The organism is Streptomyces sp. NPDC055013 (assembly GCF_053608645.1).
In genome coordinates, this window is sequence record NZ_JBSGVW010000019.1 from 107,799 (window position 1) to 123,248 (window position 15,450).

At 69.5% G+C, this 15,450-nt stretch carries 13 protein-coding genes; 2 read left to right on the forward strand and 11 right to left on the reverse strand.

What is annotated here, in order from left to right:
• Window positions 1-34 precede the first annotated feature (34 nt).
• The 5 genes from ACWGDB_RS23340 to ACWGDB_RS23360 form a co-directional block, all read right to left on the reverse strand.
• Window positions 35-1,162, reverse strand: coding sequence for a GNAT family N-acetyltransferase (locus ACWGDB_RS23340; RefSeq protein ID WP_453824164.1), 1,128 nt, complete (start codon window positions 1,160-1,162; stop codon window positions 35-37).
• Window positions 1,163-1,337: 175 nt separating this feature from the next.
• Window positions 1,338-2,111: a class I SAM-dependent methyltransferase gene (locus ACWGDB_RS23345; protein ID WP_453824208.1), complete on the reverse strand. Its 774-nt coding sequence runs from the start codon at window positions 2,109-2,111 to the stop codon at window positions 1,338-1,340.
• Between the two features lie 93 nt (window positions 2,112-2,204).
• The gene (locus ACWGDB_RS23350; protein ID WP_453824165.1) at window positions 2,205-3,422 is read right to left on the reverse strand and encodes an aminotransferase class V-fold PLP-dependent enzyme; all 1,218 of its coding nucleotides are present in this window, start codon (window positions 3,420-3,422) and stop codon (window positions 2,205-2,207) included.
• 5 nt (window positions 3,423-3,427) lie between these two features.
• Window positions 3,428-4,771 (reverse strand): pyridoxal-phosphate dependent enzyme, encoded by a 1,344-nt coding sequence (locus tag ACWGDB_RS23355; protein WP_453824166.1) that lies wholly within the window; start codon window positions 4,769-4,771, stop codon window positions 3,428-3,430.
• A complete protein-coding gene (locus ACWGDB_RS23360; RefSeq protein WP_453824167.1) occupies window positions 4,768-6,252 on the reverse strand; it encodes a Y4yA family PLP-dependent enzyme in 1,485 nt (494 codons plus the stop codon). Before ACWGDB_RS23360 ends, ACWGDB_RS23355 begins: the two co-directional genes overlap by 4 nt.
• Window positions 6,253-6,511: 259 nt before the next feature.
• On the opposite strand from ACWGDB_RS23360, the gene ACWGDB_RS23365 reads away from it, so the two are divergent.
• Window positions 6,512-7,009: a hypothetical protein gene (locus ACWGDB_RS23365; RefSeq protein ID WP_453824168.1), complete on the forward strand. Its 498-nt coding sequence runs from the start codon at window positions 6,512-6,514 to the stop codon at window positions 7,007-7,009.
• A 39-nt stretch (window positions 7,010-7,048) separates the two neighbouring features.
• On the opposite strand, the gene ACWGDB_RS23370 is transcribed toward ACWGDB_RS23365, so the two are convergent.
• The 4 genes from ACWGDB_RS23370 to ACWGDB_RS23385 form a co-directional block, all read right to left on the reverse strand.
• The gene (locus ACWGDB_RS23370; RefSeq protein WP_328429504.1) at window positions 7,049-7,459 is read right to left on the reverse strand and encodes a VOC family protein; all 411 of its coding nucleotides are present in this window, start codon (window positions 7,457-7,459) and stop codon (window positions 7,049-7,051) included.
• 100 nt (window positions 7,460-7,559) lie between these two features.
• Window positions 7,560-9,485 (reverse strand): molecular chaperone HtpG, encoded by a 1,926-nt coding sequence (gene htpG, locus ACWGDB_RS23375; protein WP_453824169.1) that lies wholly within the window; start codon window positions 9,483-9,485, stop codon window positions 7,560-7,562.
• 98 nt (window positions 9,486-9,583) lie between these two features.
• Window positions 9,584-10,324, reverse strand: coding sequence for a class F sortase (locus tag ACWGDB_RS23380; RefSeq protein WP_453824170.1), 741 nt, complete (start codon window positions 10,322-10,324; stop codon window positions 9,584-9,586).
• A gap of 139 nt (window positions 10,325-10,463) precedes the next feature.
• Window positions 10,464-11,342: a hypothetical protein gene (locus tag ACWGDB_RS23385; RefSeq protein ID WP_453824171.1), complete on the reverse strand. Its 879-nt coding sequence runs from the start codon at window positions 11,340-11,342 to the stop codon at window positions 10,464-10,466.
• A 223-nt stretch (window positions 11,343-11,565) separates the two neighbouring features.
• Here ACWGDB_RS23385 and ACWGDB_RS23390 point away from each other — a divergent pair, with 223 nt between their 5' ends.
• On the forward strand, window positions 11,566-12,660 hold the full coding sequence (locus ACWGDB_RS23390; protein ID WP_453824172.1) for an acyltransferase family protein: 1,095 nt from the start codon (window positions 11,566-11,568) through the stop codon (window positions 12,658-12,660).
• A 9-nt stretch (window positions 12,661-12,669) separates the two neighbouring features.
• Here the strand turns inward: ACWGDB_RS23390 and ACWGDB_RS23395 are convergent, their stop codons facing one another.
• Together ACWGDB_RS23395 and ACWGDB_RS23400 are read right to left on the reverse strand one after the other, a co-directional pair.
• Window positions 12,670-13,266 carry a TetR/AcrR family transcriptional regulator gene (locus ACWGDB_RS23395; RefSeq protein ID WP_383598601.1) on the reverse strand — a complete coding sequence of 199 codons (597 nt, stop codon included), beginning with the start codon at window positions 13,264-13,266 and terminating at the stop codon, window positions 12,670-12,672.
• A gap of 19 nt (window positions 13,267-13,285) precedes the next feature.
• Window positions 13,286-15,349: a galactose-binding domain-containing protein gene (locus ACWGDB_RS23400; protein ID WP_453824173.1), complete on the reverse strand. Its 2,064-nt coding sequence runs from the start codon at window positions 15,347-15,349 to the stop codon at window positions 13,286-13,288.
• Window positions 15,350-15,450 lie beyond the last annotated feature (101 nt).

The window sequence follows — 15,450 nt, forward strand, 5'->3', positions numbered from 1 at the left end:
CCGAGGCGGCGAAGGGACGAAAACGAGGCCCCGCTCAGCGGGCGCGGGCTCCCGCCCCCGGCGAGTGGGTCAGGACCGAGGTGCGCAGCGAGCCGACGGTCTTCAGCAGCCGGTCGGCGGGCTCCCGCAGCCCGGGGTGGGCCAGGACCGTGTTTCTGAGGCCGCGCACCGGTCTGCGCCACATCCTGTGTGCCGCCGCCACCGGGTGCGGGCGCACCGCGAACCCTTCGGCCACCCGCAGCTCACGCGACTTGAGCCAGTCCTTGTACTCCTTCTCGCCGCGCCCCATGTCCATGACCGTCACACCGTCCCGGCCCGCGGCGTCGGCCATCCGCAGATGCATCATCAGTCCGGGCGAGTAATAGCCGAACTCCGGGTCGTAGGCGGTGAACCAGGCCGCGAACACCGTGCGCGACCTCGGCCCGAAGTGCGCGGCGACCGGCCGGTCACCGGCGTACACCACGGACAGGATGCCGGTGAAGTGCTCCTCACGGACCTGGAAGAGGTGGTCCACCAGGTCGACGATCCACGGCTTGGAGAAGCGGTCCATCCGCCCCGTTCTGCGGTACTGGGCGGACTTCCACCGCATGAGGGTGCGCAGCACGCGCGGGTCGCGCTCGTCGTACACGAAACGCACCTCGCCCACGTTCCGGCCCAGGCGCCGCTCCTTCTTCAGGGTCGTCTTGGCGAGCCCCGGGTACGCGCGACGCAACCAGTCGGCGTAACTGCCCTCGCCGGGCTTGAGGTCGAGCACGGGTGAGGCGAACGTCCCCGTGACGTAGGGGCCGAAGGGCTGCTGCTCCTCGACGAGGTGGTCGAACTCGAAGACGGACAGATTGCAGGCCCGCAGCAGTTCCCGGGTGTCCCAGGTGACGCCCGGCCGGTGGACCAAGGCCTGGCAGTCGGAGAGACCCAGGCCGATGGCCTTGCCGACGCCGTACGCGTTGCGCTCGTAGGGCAGGAAGCCGACGGCTTCCCCGTCCTCGTGCAGGACCGCCACCCGCGCTCCCCCGCGGGACCTGCCGACCCCGATCGCGAACTCCGGCGCCAGGAACGGGTTGGCGTAGTCGGGCGACTCGTCCATCGCCCGGTGCCACGCCCGGCGCAGCGACTCGTTCAGTTCCTCGGGTCTGTGAATCGTGATGGCGCTAGTGGACCGCATGGCGACCGCTCCCCCCAGAATCCCCCAAAGAAGCGCCTAATGGCGCCGCGCCGCATTTCCCCCAAGTCGAACCTTGCGGCGAGGCTCAAACGTCGCGAAACAGCACGCACGCTGTCAAGATGCCCGATGAATCCTTTAGCTGTGCTTGGTAAGCAGGGCGCGACGGCGGCCCGGGTCAGCGGATCGCGACGATGACGTGACTGTCGCCGTACTGCCAGACGGCACCGGCATGGCCGAACCCCGCCTGCCGCAGCAGCCGTTCGTGCGCGGTCACGGACAGGTGCGCCGCGCTGTCGGTTCCGGCGGCCGGTTGCCGTCGGTATCGGCGCCGGCGTTCGGCGAGGAGGTCGGCCAGCTCGGGATCGGCCGCGACGGACGTCCACCAGGCGTCCCAGTCCTCGTGCGCGAGAGCGTGCCCCCGCTCGGCGTGGCGGCGCCCGACGCACCCCGCGAGTCCGGCGAGCGCGGTGTCGTCGTGCGGGAAGTGGTCGCCGTTGACCAGGACGCCGCCGGGCCGCAGCAGCGCGGCGAGCTGCCGGTAGGTGCGGTGCAGGGCGTCCGGGCTGAGGTAGTGCAGTGCCGTCGTCGAAACGGCCGCGTCGAGCGGGCGGTCGAGGCACAGGGCGTGGGTCCAGCCCTCCTCGCCGATCACCGCGTCGACGTAGCGGGCAGCGTCCGCGTGATGGGTGCGGGCCAGCTCCAGCAGCAGCGGGTCCATGTCCACACCCACGATGTCCGCGCACGGCAGCCGCCGGGCCAGCCGGGCCGCCAGGGACCCGGGACCGCAGCCGAGGTCGACGACCAGCGGCCGGTCCGGGCGGCCGGTCACAGCCTGCTCCACGACATCGGCGATCACCGTGAAACGCTCCTCGCGGTCGACGGCGTACCGCTGCTGCTGGCACTCCCAGCGCTCCACCCACCGCTCCGCCGTCGCCAGGCTCAGCCCCATCCCGTCGTGCACCTCGCCGTTCCGCACCCGTCCGCACCGTCTGCGCAGACCCTACAGGTGGAAACGGTTCCCATTCCCTCTGATGGCGGTACGTCACCCGAGCGTGGCAAGGACGGTCAACAACCGGTCCACCTCCTCGGCGGTGTTGTAGACGTGCAGACTCACCCGCACCGAGCCGGTGCGCTCCCCCGCGCTGCCCTGGCAGTGCTGGTCGGAGCGGATCATGAAGCCGTGGCTGAAGAGGATGAAGCCGAGATCTCCGGAGTCGATGGCGTGGTGGCGGAAGGTGACGATGCCCTGGCGCCGCTGCACGGACGAGTCGGCGGCCAGGCTGCTCCGGCAGCCGAGGATCTCGTAGGCGTCGAGGTGGCGCAGACCTTCGGTGAGGCGGGCCGCCAGGGCGACCGTCCACTGCTCGATCCGTGCGGCGCCGGCTTCGTCCAGCCAGTCCAGGGCACTGGTGAGGGACGCGATACCGACGGTGTTGGGAGTGCCCGACCAGCCTCCCGGCGTGAACTTCGGCCCGCGGGCCTGGCGGGCCCAGACGGCCCCCGTGCCGGGCAGGGCCATGGCCTTGTGCCCGGAGAAGACGATGAAGTCGACGTCCAGCTCGGCCACGGACACCGGCAGATGGCCGACGCTCTGGGCCGCGTCCAGGCAGATGACCGCGTCCGGGCCGACCGCCTGCCGGATGCGATGGATGTTCATGTTGCCGCCGTACACGTGGTGGACGTGGCTCGCGGCGACGAACCGGGTCCGCGGGCCCGCCAGCCGGGTGAGCGCGGTGTGGTCGTAGTCGCCGGACGCCCCTTGGTACGGCATCGGCCGCACGCCGATACGGACGCCCTGCCGGGCCAGTTCCCGCTGGACCTCCAGCCAGGGTGCGATGTTGGCCTCGTGGTCGGCCACGGGGACCACGATCTCGTCGCCGTCGGTCAGGAATTGGGGCAGCCAGTCACGGGCGATCGCGCGCAGGCCCTCGGTGGTGCCGCTCGTGAAATGCACGGCCGAGCGTTCCGGCACGGGGTCGTCGAGGAACCGTTTCACCCGGTCGCGGGCCTGCTCGACCAGGGCCGTGGTCCGGTTGGCCCAGGGGTAGGTGCCGCGTCCGGCGTTGGCGTTGGTCGTGGTGAGGTAGGTGCGGACGGTGTCGAGCACGTCCTGCGGTTTCTGGGCGGTGGCCGCGCTGTCGAGGTAGGTCAGTTCCGGGTGCGCGGTGATGATCGGGAACCGGGAGCGCAGCGCACGCTGCCACGCCCCCAACTCCTCGATGAGGGCGGCCTCTTGGGTGTCGGTCCTGGGCAGGGTCATGGGCGTCAGTCCCGTACGAGAGGTGCGCCCGCGTCACGCCAGGCGATGATGCCGCCGGTCAGGCTGCGCACGTCCGGATGCCCCATCCGGGTCAGCAGGGCGGCATGGCGGGCGGACTTCTCGCCGACCGGACAGGCCAGCAGGACGGGGCGGCTGCGGCTGAACGGCAGTCCGCCGTGGAGGAGTTCCTCGAAGAGCTCGTCGACGATGTTGACCGAACCGTCGATGTGCAGGGCGGCGTACGCGTAGGGACTGCGCAGGTCGACGACGAGCGGTTCACCGGTGGCGATCCACTTCTGGGCGTCGGCGACGCCGATGGCCGGTGCCGTGCGCACCTCGGCGTCGGTGAGGTCGGCCGGGGAGTTCCTGCGGCGCGGGCGGCCGAAGAGGTCAGGGCGCCGCTGCCGGACGTAGCTCAGATAGCTCTCGACTCGGTCGCAGACGATGAAGACCGCCGACTGCCGCTCCACGGCTTCCTCGTCGTGCCGCTCTTCCAACTCGTCGTCGATGTCGCACAGTTGGCGTATGGCTCCGAAGTAGGCGGCGCCTCCGGTGGGTCCGGCGAGGATGCCGCAGCGGCGGTTGAGGGTCAGCATCCCCTCGATCGCCTCGTCGGCGCCGACCGCCTCGATCGTGTCGTAGGTGCCGGGGTCGAACAGGCCCACCTCGTGCGCCTCGTCGATGGTGCGGATGCCGGGGATGAAGTCCGACTTGGCCGCGACCAGGCCGGCGACCCGTACGGCGGGGTCGTGCTCGCGCAGGGCGCGGGCGACGCCCGTGGAGGAACCGGCGGTGCCCACGCAGGCGATGAACCAGTCCGGGGCCCGGCCGTCGAGGTCCTTGACGATCTCCGGGCCGGTGCCGGTGAAGTGGGCCTCGGTGTTGCGCGGGTTGAAGTACTGGTCGGTGTGCAGATATGCGCTGTCCGGCTCGGAGAGGGTGCGGTGGAACAGGGTGAGCGGGTCGTCGGTCGCGGTCGGGTCCAGGCACTCGCTCTGGCCGGGCAGTTCCTCGATCTCCGCGCCCAGCAGCAGGAGCAGGTCCTTGATCTCGGGGATGCGCATCCGGTTGGTGACGCTCTTGAAGGTCAGGCCGTGCATGCCCGCGAGAACGGCCAAGGCCTTGGCGGTGTTGCCGCTGGACAGCTCGACGACCTGGCCGCCCTCCCCGGCCGCGGCGGCCAGGTGTGGACGCGCCATGTTCCAGGCGGCCCGGTCCTTCACCGATCCGAAGGGGTTGAGCAACTCCAGCTTGGCGTACAGGTCGATGTGCCTCAGGCCGTGCACGGCCGGGTCGATGCGCACCAGCGGTGTGTTGCCGATGGCCTCGGTGATGCTGTCGTACCTCACTGCGCTCCCCCCACGGGTGTGGTCGGCCAGTACTGGTCGTCCAGGCACCAGCGCCACGCGTCGCCCTCCTGCCAGGCGGCGACCTTGCGCGCGACGGGCTGGTGCTGGGCGCGGGTGGCGTGGAAGTCCATGCAGTAGCCGGCCGTGTTGGCGAAGGCCAGCAGGTCGCCCGGTTCGGGACGGCGGGGCAGGAAGACCGTGCGGCGGGTGATCAGATCGGACTCCAGACACAGGTTGCCGAAGAGGTGAACGGCGACGGATTCGGTACGGGTGCCGGCACCGGCGGCGCCGCTCGTCCCGTCCCGTGGCAGGACGACTGGGTCCATGAGCACCCCGTGCTCCTCCAGGGCCACGTCGTCGGCCTTCGCCGCCACCCGTACGGCAAGGGGGCCGCCGGTCTCCTGGTCGCGCACCTCCAGCACCCTGGTCAGGGTCAGTCCGCACTGGTCGAGCAGTGCTCGGCCGGGTTCGGTGTGCAGGTCGTAAAGGTGCTCGAGGAGCTGAGCGGCCAGGGGGCGGCCGCCGAGCGACGCGGCCGGGTGCGCGAGCAGTTCGTCGAGGTAGCGGGCGCCGGCGACCGGCCGGTGAGCGGGGTACAGACCCAGCGTGCCGCGCAGGGTGCCCGCTTCGTTGCGGAGGCCGTAGCCGTGGCCGCCGTACGTCAGCGGTGGGCGGGTGCCCAGGACGGCTTCGGTGAGTTCGGTGGTGTACCGGTCCCATTGGCCGCCGTCGGCGAGGTAGTTGGTGCCGAAGCCGCCGCCGAGGTCCACGGCCCGGGGCCGGAGCCCGCGGCTCCGGCATTCCTCCAGCACCCGCAGACAGCCCTCCAGCGCCGTGGCCTTCTCGGTGAGGCTCGTCGTGTCCAGGTGGTAGGCCACGCCGACCAGGTCGACGACATCGCCGTGCCGCTCGACTGCCTCCAGCAGCGGCTCCAACTCGCCCACGTCGGTACCGAATCGGCTCCGACGGCTCAACACCCTTACGCCGGACGCCTCGAATCCCGACAGCCGGAGCAGGACACGGGCCCTGGGCAGCGCGTGTTTGCGTACCAGGGTGGCGAGTTGCTCGAGCTCGCCTCGGGTGTCGAGGCTGACGGTGACCGACGTACGGGCCGCCAGCCACAGGAGTTCCGGGTTCTTCGGCCCCGTCGCCGTGATCCGGTCGGGGGTGAAGCCGGCGCCGAGGGCGTGCTGCAGTTCCCCGAGGGAAGCGACGTCCACACCGGCGTCCGTGGCGGCAAGCCGGCGCAGCAGGGCGCTGGACCGGTTGGCCTTGTGGGCGAAGTACACCTGGCCGGAGAGATGGTGGCTGCCGTACACCGAGCGGAACTGCTGGAGATTGTCGGCGAGTTGGTCGGGCACGACGACGTTCAACGGTGACCCGAGGCCCTCTGTGAGCGCGTGCAACAGGCCCGGTTCGTTCAGCAACGAGCGCAGCCGCGACTCCAGCCGCGGTTCGAGAAACAAGGGCTGCCCGCCCATGCCTGGCCCCTCCTCAGCGCTGCGGGCCCGACACTCCGGGCGCTGACGGACACTCCCCGCGGTTTGCCGTATAGCTCCTTTCCCTGGCCGCGCGTGGTCTACGCCCTGTACCTGCCCTGCTGGGCGTTACGTCAACAGGTGGGCTGAAAATCACCGTGCCCCTGACTGACCACGGGCCGGTCCCGGAGCCGCCCATTCCGTGGTAAGGACACTCCAGTTGACGTGACGGACGGGTGGGGGCGCTGTGTTCGGTGGACGTGTGGCAGTCGTCCTGGTCGTGGCGGGTGTACTGGGACTGGTCGGCTGCGACGCCTCGTCCGCACCGCCGCGGTCGGCATCAACCTCGCCGTCGCAGGCGCAGACCTCTCCCCCGCCCTCGCCTTCGGTGTCCCGGAGCCCTGCTCCGGTCCCCGTCACCGGACCGGATCAGGTGCTGGTGACCATGGTGGTCACCGGCGGCTACGCGGGCGTGCACAAGGAGGTGACCCTGCGGGGGGACGGCACCGTGCACACCGACGACAAGGGGGAACGCGCGGTCCGTCGCACCGGCGCTGCGGAGTTCACCGAGCTGCGGACGCTGCTCGGCGATCCGGCGCTGGACGAAGTCTCCGACTTCACGCGGGACATGGAGGGGGCGGACATGTTCCAGTACACGCTCCGCTTCGACGGCCGGACCGTCATGACGGATCGCTCCGTCGATGAACCGGCCCTCGACCGGCTCGTCGACGCGCTGAGCGAGTGGCTGCCGGAACGGTGACCCCGGCAGCCGCGCCGGAGCTGCCCCGGACGCTCGCGCTCAGCCGGCCTGCCCGGCGATGTTGACCATCCACGTGATGCCGAAGCGGTCGGTACACATACCGAAGACGTCGCCCCACATCTGCTTGTCCAGCGGCACGGTCACCGTGGCGCCGTCCGACAGCTTCTCCCAGTAGCCACGCAGTTCGGCGTCGTCGTCGCCGCTGAGGCTGACCGAGATGTTGTTGCCGGGCCGGTGGTCATCCGTCGGGGTGTCGGCGCCCATCAGGGTGAAGCCGTTGGGGGCCTCCAGCATGCCGTGCATGATCTTGTCGGCCATCGGGGTGTCCTTCTGACCGAACTCGCCGTAGCTGTTGAGCACGAGGGTGCCGCCGAAGACGTCCTTGTAGAACTCCATCGCCTGCCGGGCGTCGCCGGCGAAGGTGATGTAGGGGTTGAGACGAGAGGCCATGGATCCTCCAGGAATAGGGCCGGAAGCCGACTGCAAGGAAGGTAGCGCGGGCCACTGACAACGGCCCGCGCACACGACCACATGGCCTACGGCGCACCGCCTACAGGGTGCGCTCCAGCCGGTCCGCCACCAGCTTCACGAACCGCGCGGGGTCCTTCGGCTGACCGCCCTCGGCGAGCACCGCCAGCGTGTGGAGCAGGTCGGCGGACTCGGCGAGCTCGGTGCGGTCCTCGCGCTCCTTGTACGCCTGGTTCAGGCCCTTCACCAGCGGGTGGCCGGGGTTGAGCTCCAGGATCCGCTTGGTGCGCGGCACCTCCTGGCCCATCGCCCGGTACATGTTCTCCAGGGCCGGCGTCAGATCGTGCGCGTCCGAGACGACACAGGCCGCGGAGACGGTGAGCCGCGCGGACAGGCGCACCTCCTTGATGTCCTCGTCCAGTTGCTCCCGCATCCATCCGAGCAGAGCGGCGTAGTCCTCGGCCTGCTTCTCGCGCTCCTCGCCGGCCTTCTCGTCGCCCTCGGCCGCCAGGTCGATCTCGCCCTTGGTGACGGAGCGCAGCGGCTTGCCCTCGTACTCGCCCACGGCGTCGACCCACACCTCGTCGACGGGGTCGGTGAGCAGCAGGACCTCGATGCCCTTGTCGCGGAACGCCTCCATGTGCGGGGAGTTCTCGATGCTCTGCCGCGACTCGCCGGTGATGTAGTAGATGTCGTCCTGGCCGTCCTTCATCCGCTCGACGTACTGCGCCAGCGTGGTCGGCTCGTCGTCGGCGTGGGTGGTGGCGAAGGACGACACGGCGAGGATGGCGTCGCGGTTCTCGGTGTCGGTGAGCAGGCCCTCCTTCACGACGGTGCCGAACTCCCGCCAGAAGGTGGCGTAGCGGTCGGCGTCCTTGGTCATGAACTCCTTGACCGTGGACAGGACCTTCTTCGTCAGCCGGCGCTGCATCATCCGGATGTGCCGGTCCTGCTGGAGGATCTCGCGGGAGACGTTCAGCGAGAGGTCGGCCGCGTCGACGACGCCCTTGACGAAGCGGAGGTACGGCGGCAGCAGCGCCTCGCAGTCGTCCATGATGAAGACGCGCTTCACATAGAGCTGCACGCCGCGCTTGAAGTCACGCGTGAACAGGTCGTGCGGGGCGTGGGTGGGGACGAACAGCAGGGCCTGGTACTCGAAGGTGCCCTCCGCCTGCAGCCGGATCGTCTCCAGCGGCTCGCGCCAGTCGTGGCTGATGTGCTTGTACAGCTCGTGGTACTCGTCGTCGGAGACCTCGTTGCGTGAACGCGCCCACAGGGCCTTCATCGAGTTCAGCGTCTCGGGCTCGGGCGCGGTGTCCCCGTCACCTTCACCGTCGCCGTCGCCCGGGGCGGCAGCGTCCGGGACCATCCGGATCGGCCAGGTGATGAAGTCCGAGTACCGCTTGACGATCTCCCTGATCTTCCAGGGCGAGGTGTAGTCGTGGAGCTGGTTCTCGGGGTCGGCGGGCTTGAGGTGGAGCGTGACCGACGTGCCCTGCGGAGCGTCGGCGACCGTCTCCAGCGTGTACGTGGCCTCGCCGCGCGACGTCCAGCGGGTGCCCTGGCTCTCGCCGGCCCGCCGCGTCACCAGCGTCACTTCGTCCGCCGCCATGAAGCCGGAGTAGAAGCCGACGCCGAACTGGCCGATCAGCCCCTCCGCCCCGGCCGCGTCCTTGGCCTCCTTCAGCTCCTGGAGGAAAGTGGCCGTGCCCGAGTTGGCGATGGTGCCGATGAGCTTGCCCACCTCGTCGTACGACATCCCGATGCCGTTGTCCCGCACCGTGAGGGTGCGGTCCTCCTTGTCGACGTCGATCTCGATGTGCAGATCTGACACGTCGGCGTCGAGGGCGTCGTCCCGCAGTTTCTCCAGGCGCAGCTTGTCGAGCGCGTCGGATGCGTTGGAGACGAGCTCCCGCAGGAAGACATCCTTGTTCGAGTAGACCGAGTGGATCATCAGCTGGAGCAGCTGACGGGCCTCTACCTGGAACTCAAACGTCTCGGTCGGCATGGTTAGCGAGTACCTCACAGGATCTGTCACCGGAACTGGTCGCAGTCACTGTAAGACACGAGGTCAGCGCGGAGGGGCGTGATACGGAACGTGGTGGTTCAGACGAGGTGGGCGAAGACGACCAGGTTGGCGGTGTAGTCCTTGACCTGACGGTCGTAGTCCCCGGCGCAGGTGATGAGCCGGACCTGGGCCCGGGCGGTGTCGCGGTACACGCGCTCGCTGGGGAAGGTGTCCTTGTCGAAGGTCTCCGCGCTGTCGACCACGAAGGACGCCTTGCGGCCGTCGGCCCGCAGCACCTGGAAGCGGTCCCCCTTGCGCAGCTCGCTCAGGCTCGCGAAGACCGCGGGGGACGTGGCCGTGTCCACGTGGCCGGCGATGATCGACGTGCCCGTCTCACCCGGGGTCGCCCCCTTGGCGTACCAGCCGACGAGGTTGGTGTTGTGGGCCGGCGGGGGGTTGAGCCGGCCGGCACTGCCGACGGTGAGGTCGGTGAAGGGCGCGTCGACCGAGATCTTGGGGATGAGCAGCCGCACCGGCCGGGACCGCGCCAGGTGCTTGCCCACGGGGCGCCGCGCCGGTGAGTCGGACCGCGGCCGCGGTGAGGCATGGGATCCGGCTTCCCCCGGAGCGTGCGATCCGACCGCCGGCAGTGCCTTCTGTGCACGGCCGCCGTCGGAAGCGCCGTCCTGGGCTCCGGGAAGGGTCACCACCACAACCAAGGCGGCGACCACGGTCCAGAACGTCACCGCGGCCACGCGCCTTATCCGCCGCGAGGTCGCGGAACCGGTGTCGGAACGGGCCGGGTCGTTCTCGGGGGACGAGGGACAGCCGGCGGCCATGGGGCACCACCTCACTCGGGCACAGCAGCGGACACAGCAGGACGGAGGAATGCGGGGAGGACTTTGGGACGACCCGCGGGACCGCCGCGACGCACGGCGCACGTGCGGCGGCCACAGCGGTTATGTCATCGGGCATCGGTCACGCCACGGATCCGGCGGCCTTCTTGCGACGGAGCACGTACATGCCGGCGCCGGCGGCACCGAGGACGGCCAGACCACCCGCGGTGACACCCGGCGAGGCGAGACCGCCACCGCCCGTGTGCATACCGCCGCGCGGCCCGTCGTCGTCGCCACCACCCCACGACTCCTTGTCGTGGTCGCCGCCGTACGAGTCCTTCTCGTGGTCGCCCTTCCACGAGTCGTCGCCGTGGTCCTCTTCCTTCCACGAGCCCTTGTCGTGGTCGCCGTGTCCCTCGTCCTTGCTGCGGTAGCTGTCAGGGTCGTGCTTCGGGTCCTTGTCGCCGCCCCAGTCGTCACCGTTGGTCACGGCCGCAAGCGCTCCGCCACCGGTGTGCACCCCACCGTGCGGCTTGTCGTGCTTGCTCTCCTCGTCGTACTTGCCCTCCTCGTCGTGCTTGCTTCCCTCGTCGTGCTTCCCCTCCTTGTCGTGCTTGCCCTCCTCGTCCTTCTCCTTGTAGCCGTCCGACTCGTCCTTCTCCTTGTAGCCGTCCGACTCGTCCTTCTCCTTGTAGCCGTCGGAGTTCTCCTTCTCCTTGTCCCCGCCCCAGTCATCGCCCTTGAACAGGGCCGCAAGCGCTCCACCACCCGTGTGGACCCCGCCACGCGGCTCGTCGTGCTTGCTCTCCTTGTCGTGCTCCTTGCTGTAGGAGTTGTCCTCGTGCTTCTTTCCGGAGGACTCCTCCTCGTGGTCCTTGCTGTGGGAGTCGCTGTCGTGGTCCTTGCTGTGGGAGGTTTCTTCCTGGTCCCAGTCCCCCGTCGTGATGGCGTAGGCGGTGGGCGCGATCGCCAGAGCGGCCGTGGCCGTCGCGGTGGCGAGCAGCATGCGGACAGAGCGCATAGTGAGTCCTTCCGTCACGGCCTGGGCGGCTGACGCTTCATCACCACTGGAGCCAGGCCTGACGTGATCCACCGTCAGCCAATCCCTCGGGTCGCACCATTCGGAGCGATCACACGGGTTACGACCACACCCCTTACGGCCCTATGCGCCGTCCCCCCGGGGCCTCGGAGCCTGTGGCCGCCTGCGGAGGTTTGCCGGGGCCATAAGTGGTGAGACGCGTGGGATGCCGAATCACACCGTCACGGCTCCCGCGCCTGCCACAGCCCCGTCACCTGCGCCTTCGAAACAGCGGGACGCCTTCTTCGACAACGCCAAGTACGCGGCGATCGTCCTGGTGGCGGTCGGCCATGCGTGGGAACCGCTGCGGGACGGCAGCCGGACGGTCAGCGCGGTGTACATGCTGGTGTACGCCTTCCACATGCCGGCGTTCATCGTGATCTCCGGATACTTCTCCCGCAGCTTCGACGGCCGCCCGCAGCAGCTCAGACGGCTGGTGACCGGTCTCGTCGTCCCGTACGTCGTCTTCGAGACGGCGTACACCCTGTTCACCAGGTGGACGGACCAGGAACCGGACCGCCCGATCAGCCTGCTGGACCCGCTGTATCTGACGTGGTTCCTCGCGTCCCTGTTCCTGTGGCGGCTGAGCGCACCGCTGTGGCGGCGGGTGCGCATGCCGCTGCCGCTGGCGCTCGCCGTGGCGATGCTGGCCACCCTCTCGCCGTCCATCGGCAACGACCTCGATCTGCAGCGCACCCTGCAGTTCCTGCCGTACTTCGTGCTGGGTCTGCTGCTGCGCCCGGAGCACTTCCGGATGGTGCGCCGCCGCGCGGTGCGGATCGCGGCCGTGCCCGTGTTCGCGGCCGCGTTCGTGGTGGCGTACTGGGCGGTGCCGCGGATGGCCGGGGCCTGGTTCTACCACCGCGACAGCGCCGAGGAGCTGGGCGCACCCCAGTGGTACGGGGCCGTGATGACGCCGGTCCTGTTCGCCTGCTCGCTGGTCCTGGTGGCCTGCTTCCTCGCCTGGGTGCCCGGGCGGCGGATGTGGTGCACGGTGCTGGGCGTGGGCACCCTGTACGGCTATCTGCTGCACGGGTTCGTCGCCCAGAGCGCGAACTACTTCGGCTGGTACGACCCCGCCTGGATGCAGCAGCCGCTCGGCCCGGTCGTCGTCGCCGTCGTCGCCGCGGTGGTCGTGACCGTGCTGTGCACATCCCCGGTGCGGCGGGCGCTGCGGTTCGTGGTGGAGCCGGAGATGCGGTGGCTCTTCCGGCGGGACGCGACTCAGGAGGCCCGTGATCGGGCAGCCGTACCGGGGTGAGCGCCCCCGTCAGCTCTCGCACACCAGCCCGGCGATGTGCGCGGTGACCGTGTCGAGGATGCCGGTCCAGGCCGCGTCGTCGCCGAGGACGAGGTAGTTGAGCGTGAGGCCGTCGGTCATGGCGGCCAGATAGCGGGCCAGTACCGGGACGGGTACGCGGAGCCGGACGCCCATGGTCTGCCGCAACTGCTCGATGAGCTCGGCGTACGTCTCGGCGTACAGCTCGTACTGGCGGCGTGCCAGGTGCTCGAAGCCGGGCTGGCGCAGGGCGTACTGCGCCAGCTCGTAGGTGAGCATGTGCTCGTCCGGGTGGGCGCGGACGTGGTCCCAGTACGCCTCGAAGCCGGCCCGGACGGTCTCCTCGAGGGTGGCCCGGGGCCGTAGGGCCTGCTTCACCACCGTCACGTAGTGCCCGGTGATGGTGGTGATGACGGACTCGATCAGCTCCTGCTTGGAGTCGAAGCAGTAGTGGAAGACGCTCAGCGAGACGCCCGCCTCGGCGGCGATGGACCGGGTGGTCGTCCTGGGGACGCCGTCCCGGGCCATCGCCCTGATCGCCGCTTCGGTGAGCTGTCGCCGCCGCTCGGCGGACGGCAACCGTGCCATGGAGCCCCTCTCGTGGGTGTCAGCCGCTGTGGACGCCGACCTCGTAGAGCGAGTAGCCCCAGTCGGTGCCTCGGTCCAGGCCCTGGACCCGAACGTACCTGGCCGGTGTGCCGCTGAACCGGGCCGTGTCCAGGCCGCCGTCACCGGCTGTCGTGGACCAGGCGGTCTGCCAGTTCACTCCATCGGTGGACAGCTCGATGCGGTACGACTTCGCGTACGCGCGCTCCCAGTCGAGCGTGACCCGCTTGACCACGCGGGTGGAGCCGAGGTCGACCTTGTACCACTGGTCGTCGCTCCAGTCGCTCGCCCAGCGGGTGCCGCCGTCGCCGTCGACGGCCCGCCCCGGCTTGTAGCTCGTGAACAGGCTCCACTCCGAGGAACTGGCCGACGTGCTCGCGCCGCGGGCGAGGTTGACGCCGGCCTCGTGGTTCTCGGAGGCCGCCCAGGTGTCCAGGTAGGACTCGGCGCCCCTGAACAGGTCGTCGACCACGTCCTGACCGCCGACGCGGCGGATGTCCTCGATCCAGTCGGGGACGAGGCCGTAGTGGGCGGCGCCGTCGGTGTTCAGGTCCCAGGTGCGCTGACCGGTGGTCTGCCGGTCGATGACGGAGCCGCCGTCGACGCTCTTGAAGGGGTACGTCACCTTGTTCGGGGCGTCCGCTCCGCGCGGGCCCGGCCAGCCGCCGACGCCGTTCATGTCGGTGCCGTAGCCGTAGCCGACGCCGTACTTGTCGCGCAGGGCCTCGGTGCGCTTGGCCTCGGCGATGAAGCCGTCGGAGCCGTGCATGTACTGGGCGATGAAGCCGCCGAGGCCGTAGACCCGCTCGGTCCAGTCCATGTCCATCCAGCTGTGCGAGGAGAGCACGCCGGGGTAGGACGCGGACTCGAAGATGTCGAGCACCCGGCCGGTGGCCTTGACGCTCATGTGGTCGATCTCCAGCATCATCCCGCGGTTCATCATGCCCCGTACGGCGTACTCGCCGAGATCGGTGAGACCTCTGACGTTGCACTGGGCGTCGGCGCTGTACGAGGGGACCTCCTCGCCCGCCGGGAGCTTCTTCTCGGCTGCGGCCGCCGCCGCGTTGCCGATGGGGTTGTCGTGCTGCGGACCCTTGCACGTCTCGGTCTTCCAGAAGGTGCCGGTCGACAGGAACTGGCCGACGTTGATGGCCGTTCCGAGTGAGCCGGAGTCGAAGCGGACCCCGCACAGGGCGTTGTCGAACTTGTGGCACAGGAACATGCTGCGCACACCCAGCGCATGCAGCTCGTCCAGGCCCTTGTCGATGTCCTCCTTGCTGCACTGCGCGATGTCGAGGATCTGCTTGCACCCGAAGGGCTCGGAGGTCTCGACGCCGAGGATGACGGCCAGCTTGCCCTGTTCGATGACCTCACGGGCCTGTGCGCTGTCGGTGACGACGCGGAACCAGCCCTTGCCGGTGCCGCCGTACATCTTGTCGACGAAGGCCTGCATGTCGTACGTCAGCTTGGCCTGCAGCCGGATGGACGTCATCTCGTCGCAGCTGCGGTCCTTGAAGAAGTAGACCGAGCAGATCACGCCGTTGGTGACGAGGTCGTTGACCAGCACGCGCTGGCCGCCGCGCCAGGCCCGCTCGACCCAGGCGTAGTAGTTCTGCTGGTGGGTCAGCGAGTCGTGCGCGGGCCAGTCCTTGAAGGTGGGCCAGCCGTTCGGGTCGTGCTTGCCGTCACCGCCGTTGGTGATGAAGTCGAAGATGGCGAGCGAACCGTCGGGGTAGTGCTCGGGGCAGTCCTTCAGGGCGTCGGCGACGCCGGCGTCGGAGAACGGCTTTCCGCAGATCAGACGCCCGCCGAAGGCCTCGTTGGAGAAGATGTGGTCGTGCGCGTCCACGAAGCCGCGCACCTCGCCCTGGGCGTTGGTCCCCTTGAAGGGCTCCCCCGTGACATTGACCTGGGAGTCCGGCGCCGGCCGTGCGGTCGGGTTCCACCAGTCGGTTCCGGCCGCCGAACTCGGCGTGGGGCCCAGCGCGATGGACAGAACGAAGAGGAGGAGCGACACCACGGTCACGTTCTTGCGTCGGCGGTACGGGCGTCCGGAACTGGTCACAGCCCACGTCCCTCGGTCGGCGGGATCGCGCGGTCGACTGGTTGTCATGACCTCGCAAGATGTGCGACGAGGATCGCCACTCCTGCTTTACGAGTCAAGAG

Bases quoted from the DNA above. Each gene is read 5' to 3' on its own strand.
- ACWGDB_RS23340 (WP_453824164.1), bottom strand. From the start codon at position 1,162: ATGCGGTCCACTAGCGCCATCACGATTCACAGACCCGAGGAACTGAAC.
- ACWGDB_RS23345 (WP_453824208.1), bottom strand. From the start codon at position 2,111: ATGGGGCTGAGCCTGGCGACGGCGGAGCGGTGGGTGGAGCGCTGGGAG.
- ACWGDB_RS23350 (WP_453824165.1), bottom strand. From the start codon at position 3,422: ATGACCCTGCCCAGGACCGACACCCAAGAGGCCGCCCTCATCGAGGAG.
- ACWGDB_RS23360 (WP_453824167.1), bottom strand. From the start codon at position 6,252: ATGGGCGGGCAGCCCTTGTTTCTCGAACCGCGGCTGGAGTCGCGGCTG.
- ACWGDB_RS23370 (WP_328429504.1), bottom strand. From the start codon at position 7,459: ATGGCCTCTCGTCTCAACCCCTACATCACCTTCGCCGGCGACGCCCGG.
- htpG (WP_453824169.1), bottom strand. From the start codon at position 9,485: ATGCCGACCGAGACGTTTGAGTTCCAGGTAGAGGCCCGTCAGCTGCTC.
- ACWGDB_RS23380 (WP_453824170.1), bottom strand. From the start codon at position 10,324: ATGGCCGCCGGCTGTCCCTCGTCCCCCGAGAACGACCCGGCCCGTTCC.
- ACWGDB_RS23385 (WP_453824171.1), bottom strand. From the start codon at position 11,342: ATGCGCTCTGTCCGCATGCTGCTCGCCACCGCGACGGCCACGGCCGCT.
- ACWGDB_RS23390 (WP_453824172.1), top strand. From the start codon at position 11,566: ATGCCGAATCACACCGTCACGGCTCCCGCGCCTGCCACAGCCCCGTCA.
- ACWGDB_RS23395 (WP_383598601.1), bottom strand. From the start codon at position 13,266: ATGGCACGGTTGCCGTCCGCCGAGCGGCGGCGACAGCTCACCGAAGCG.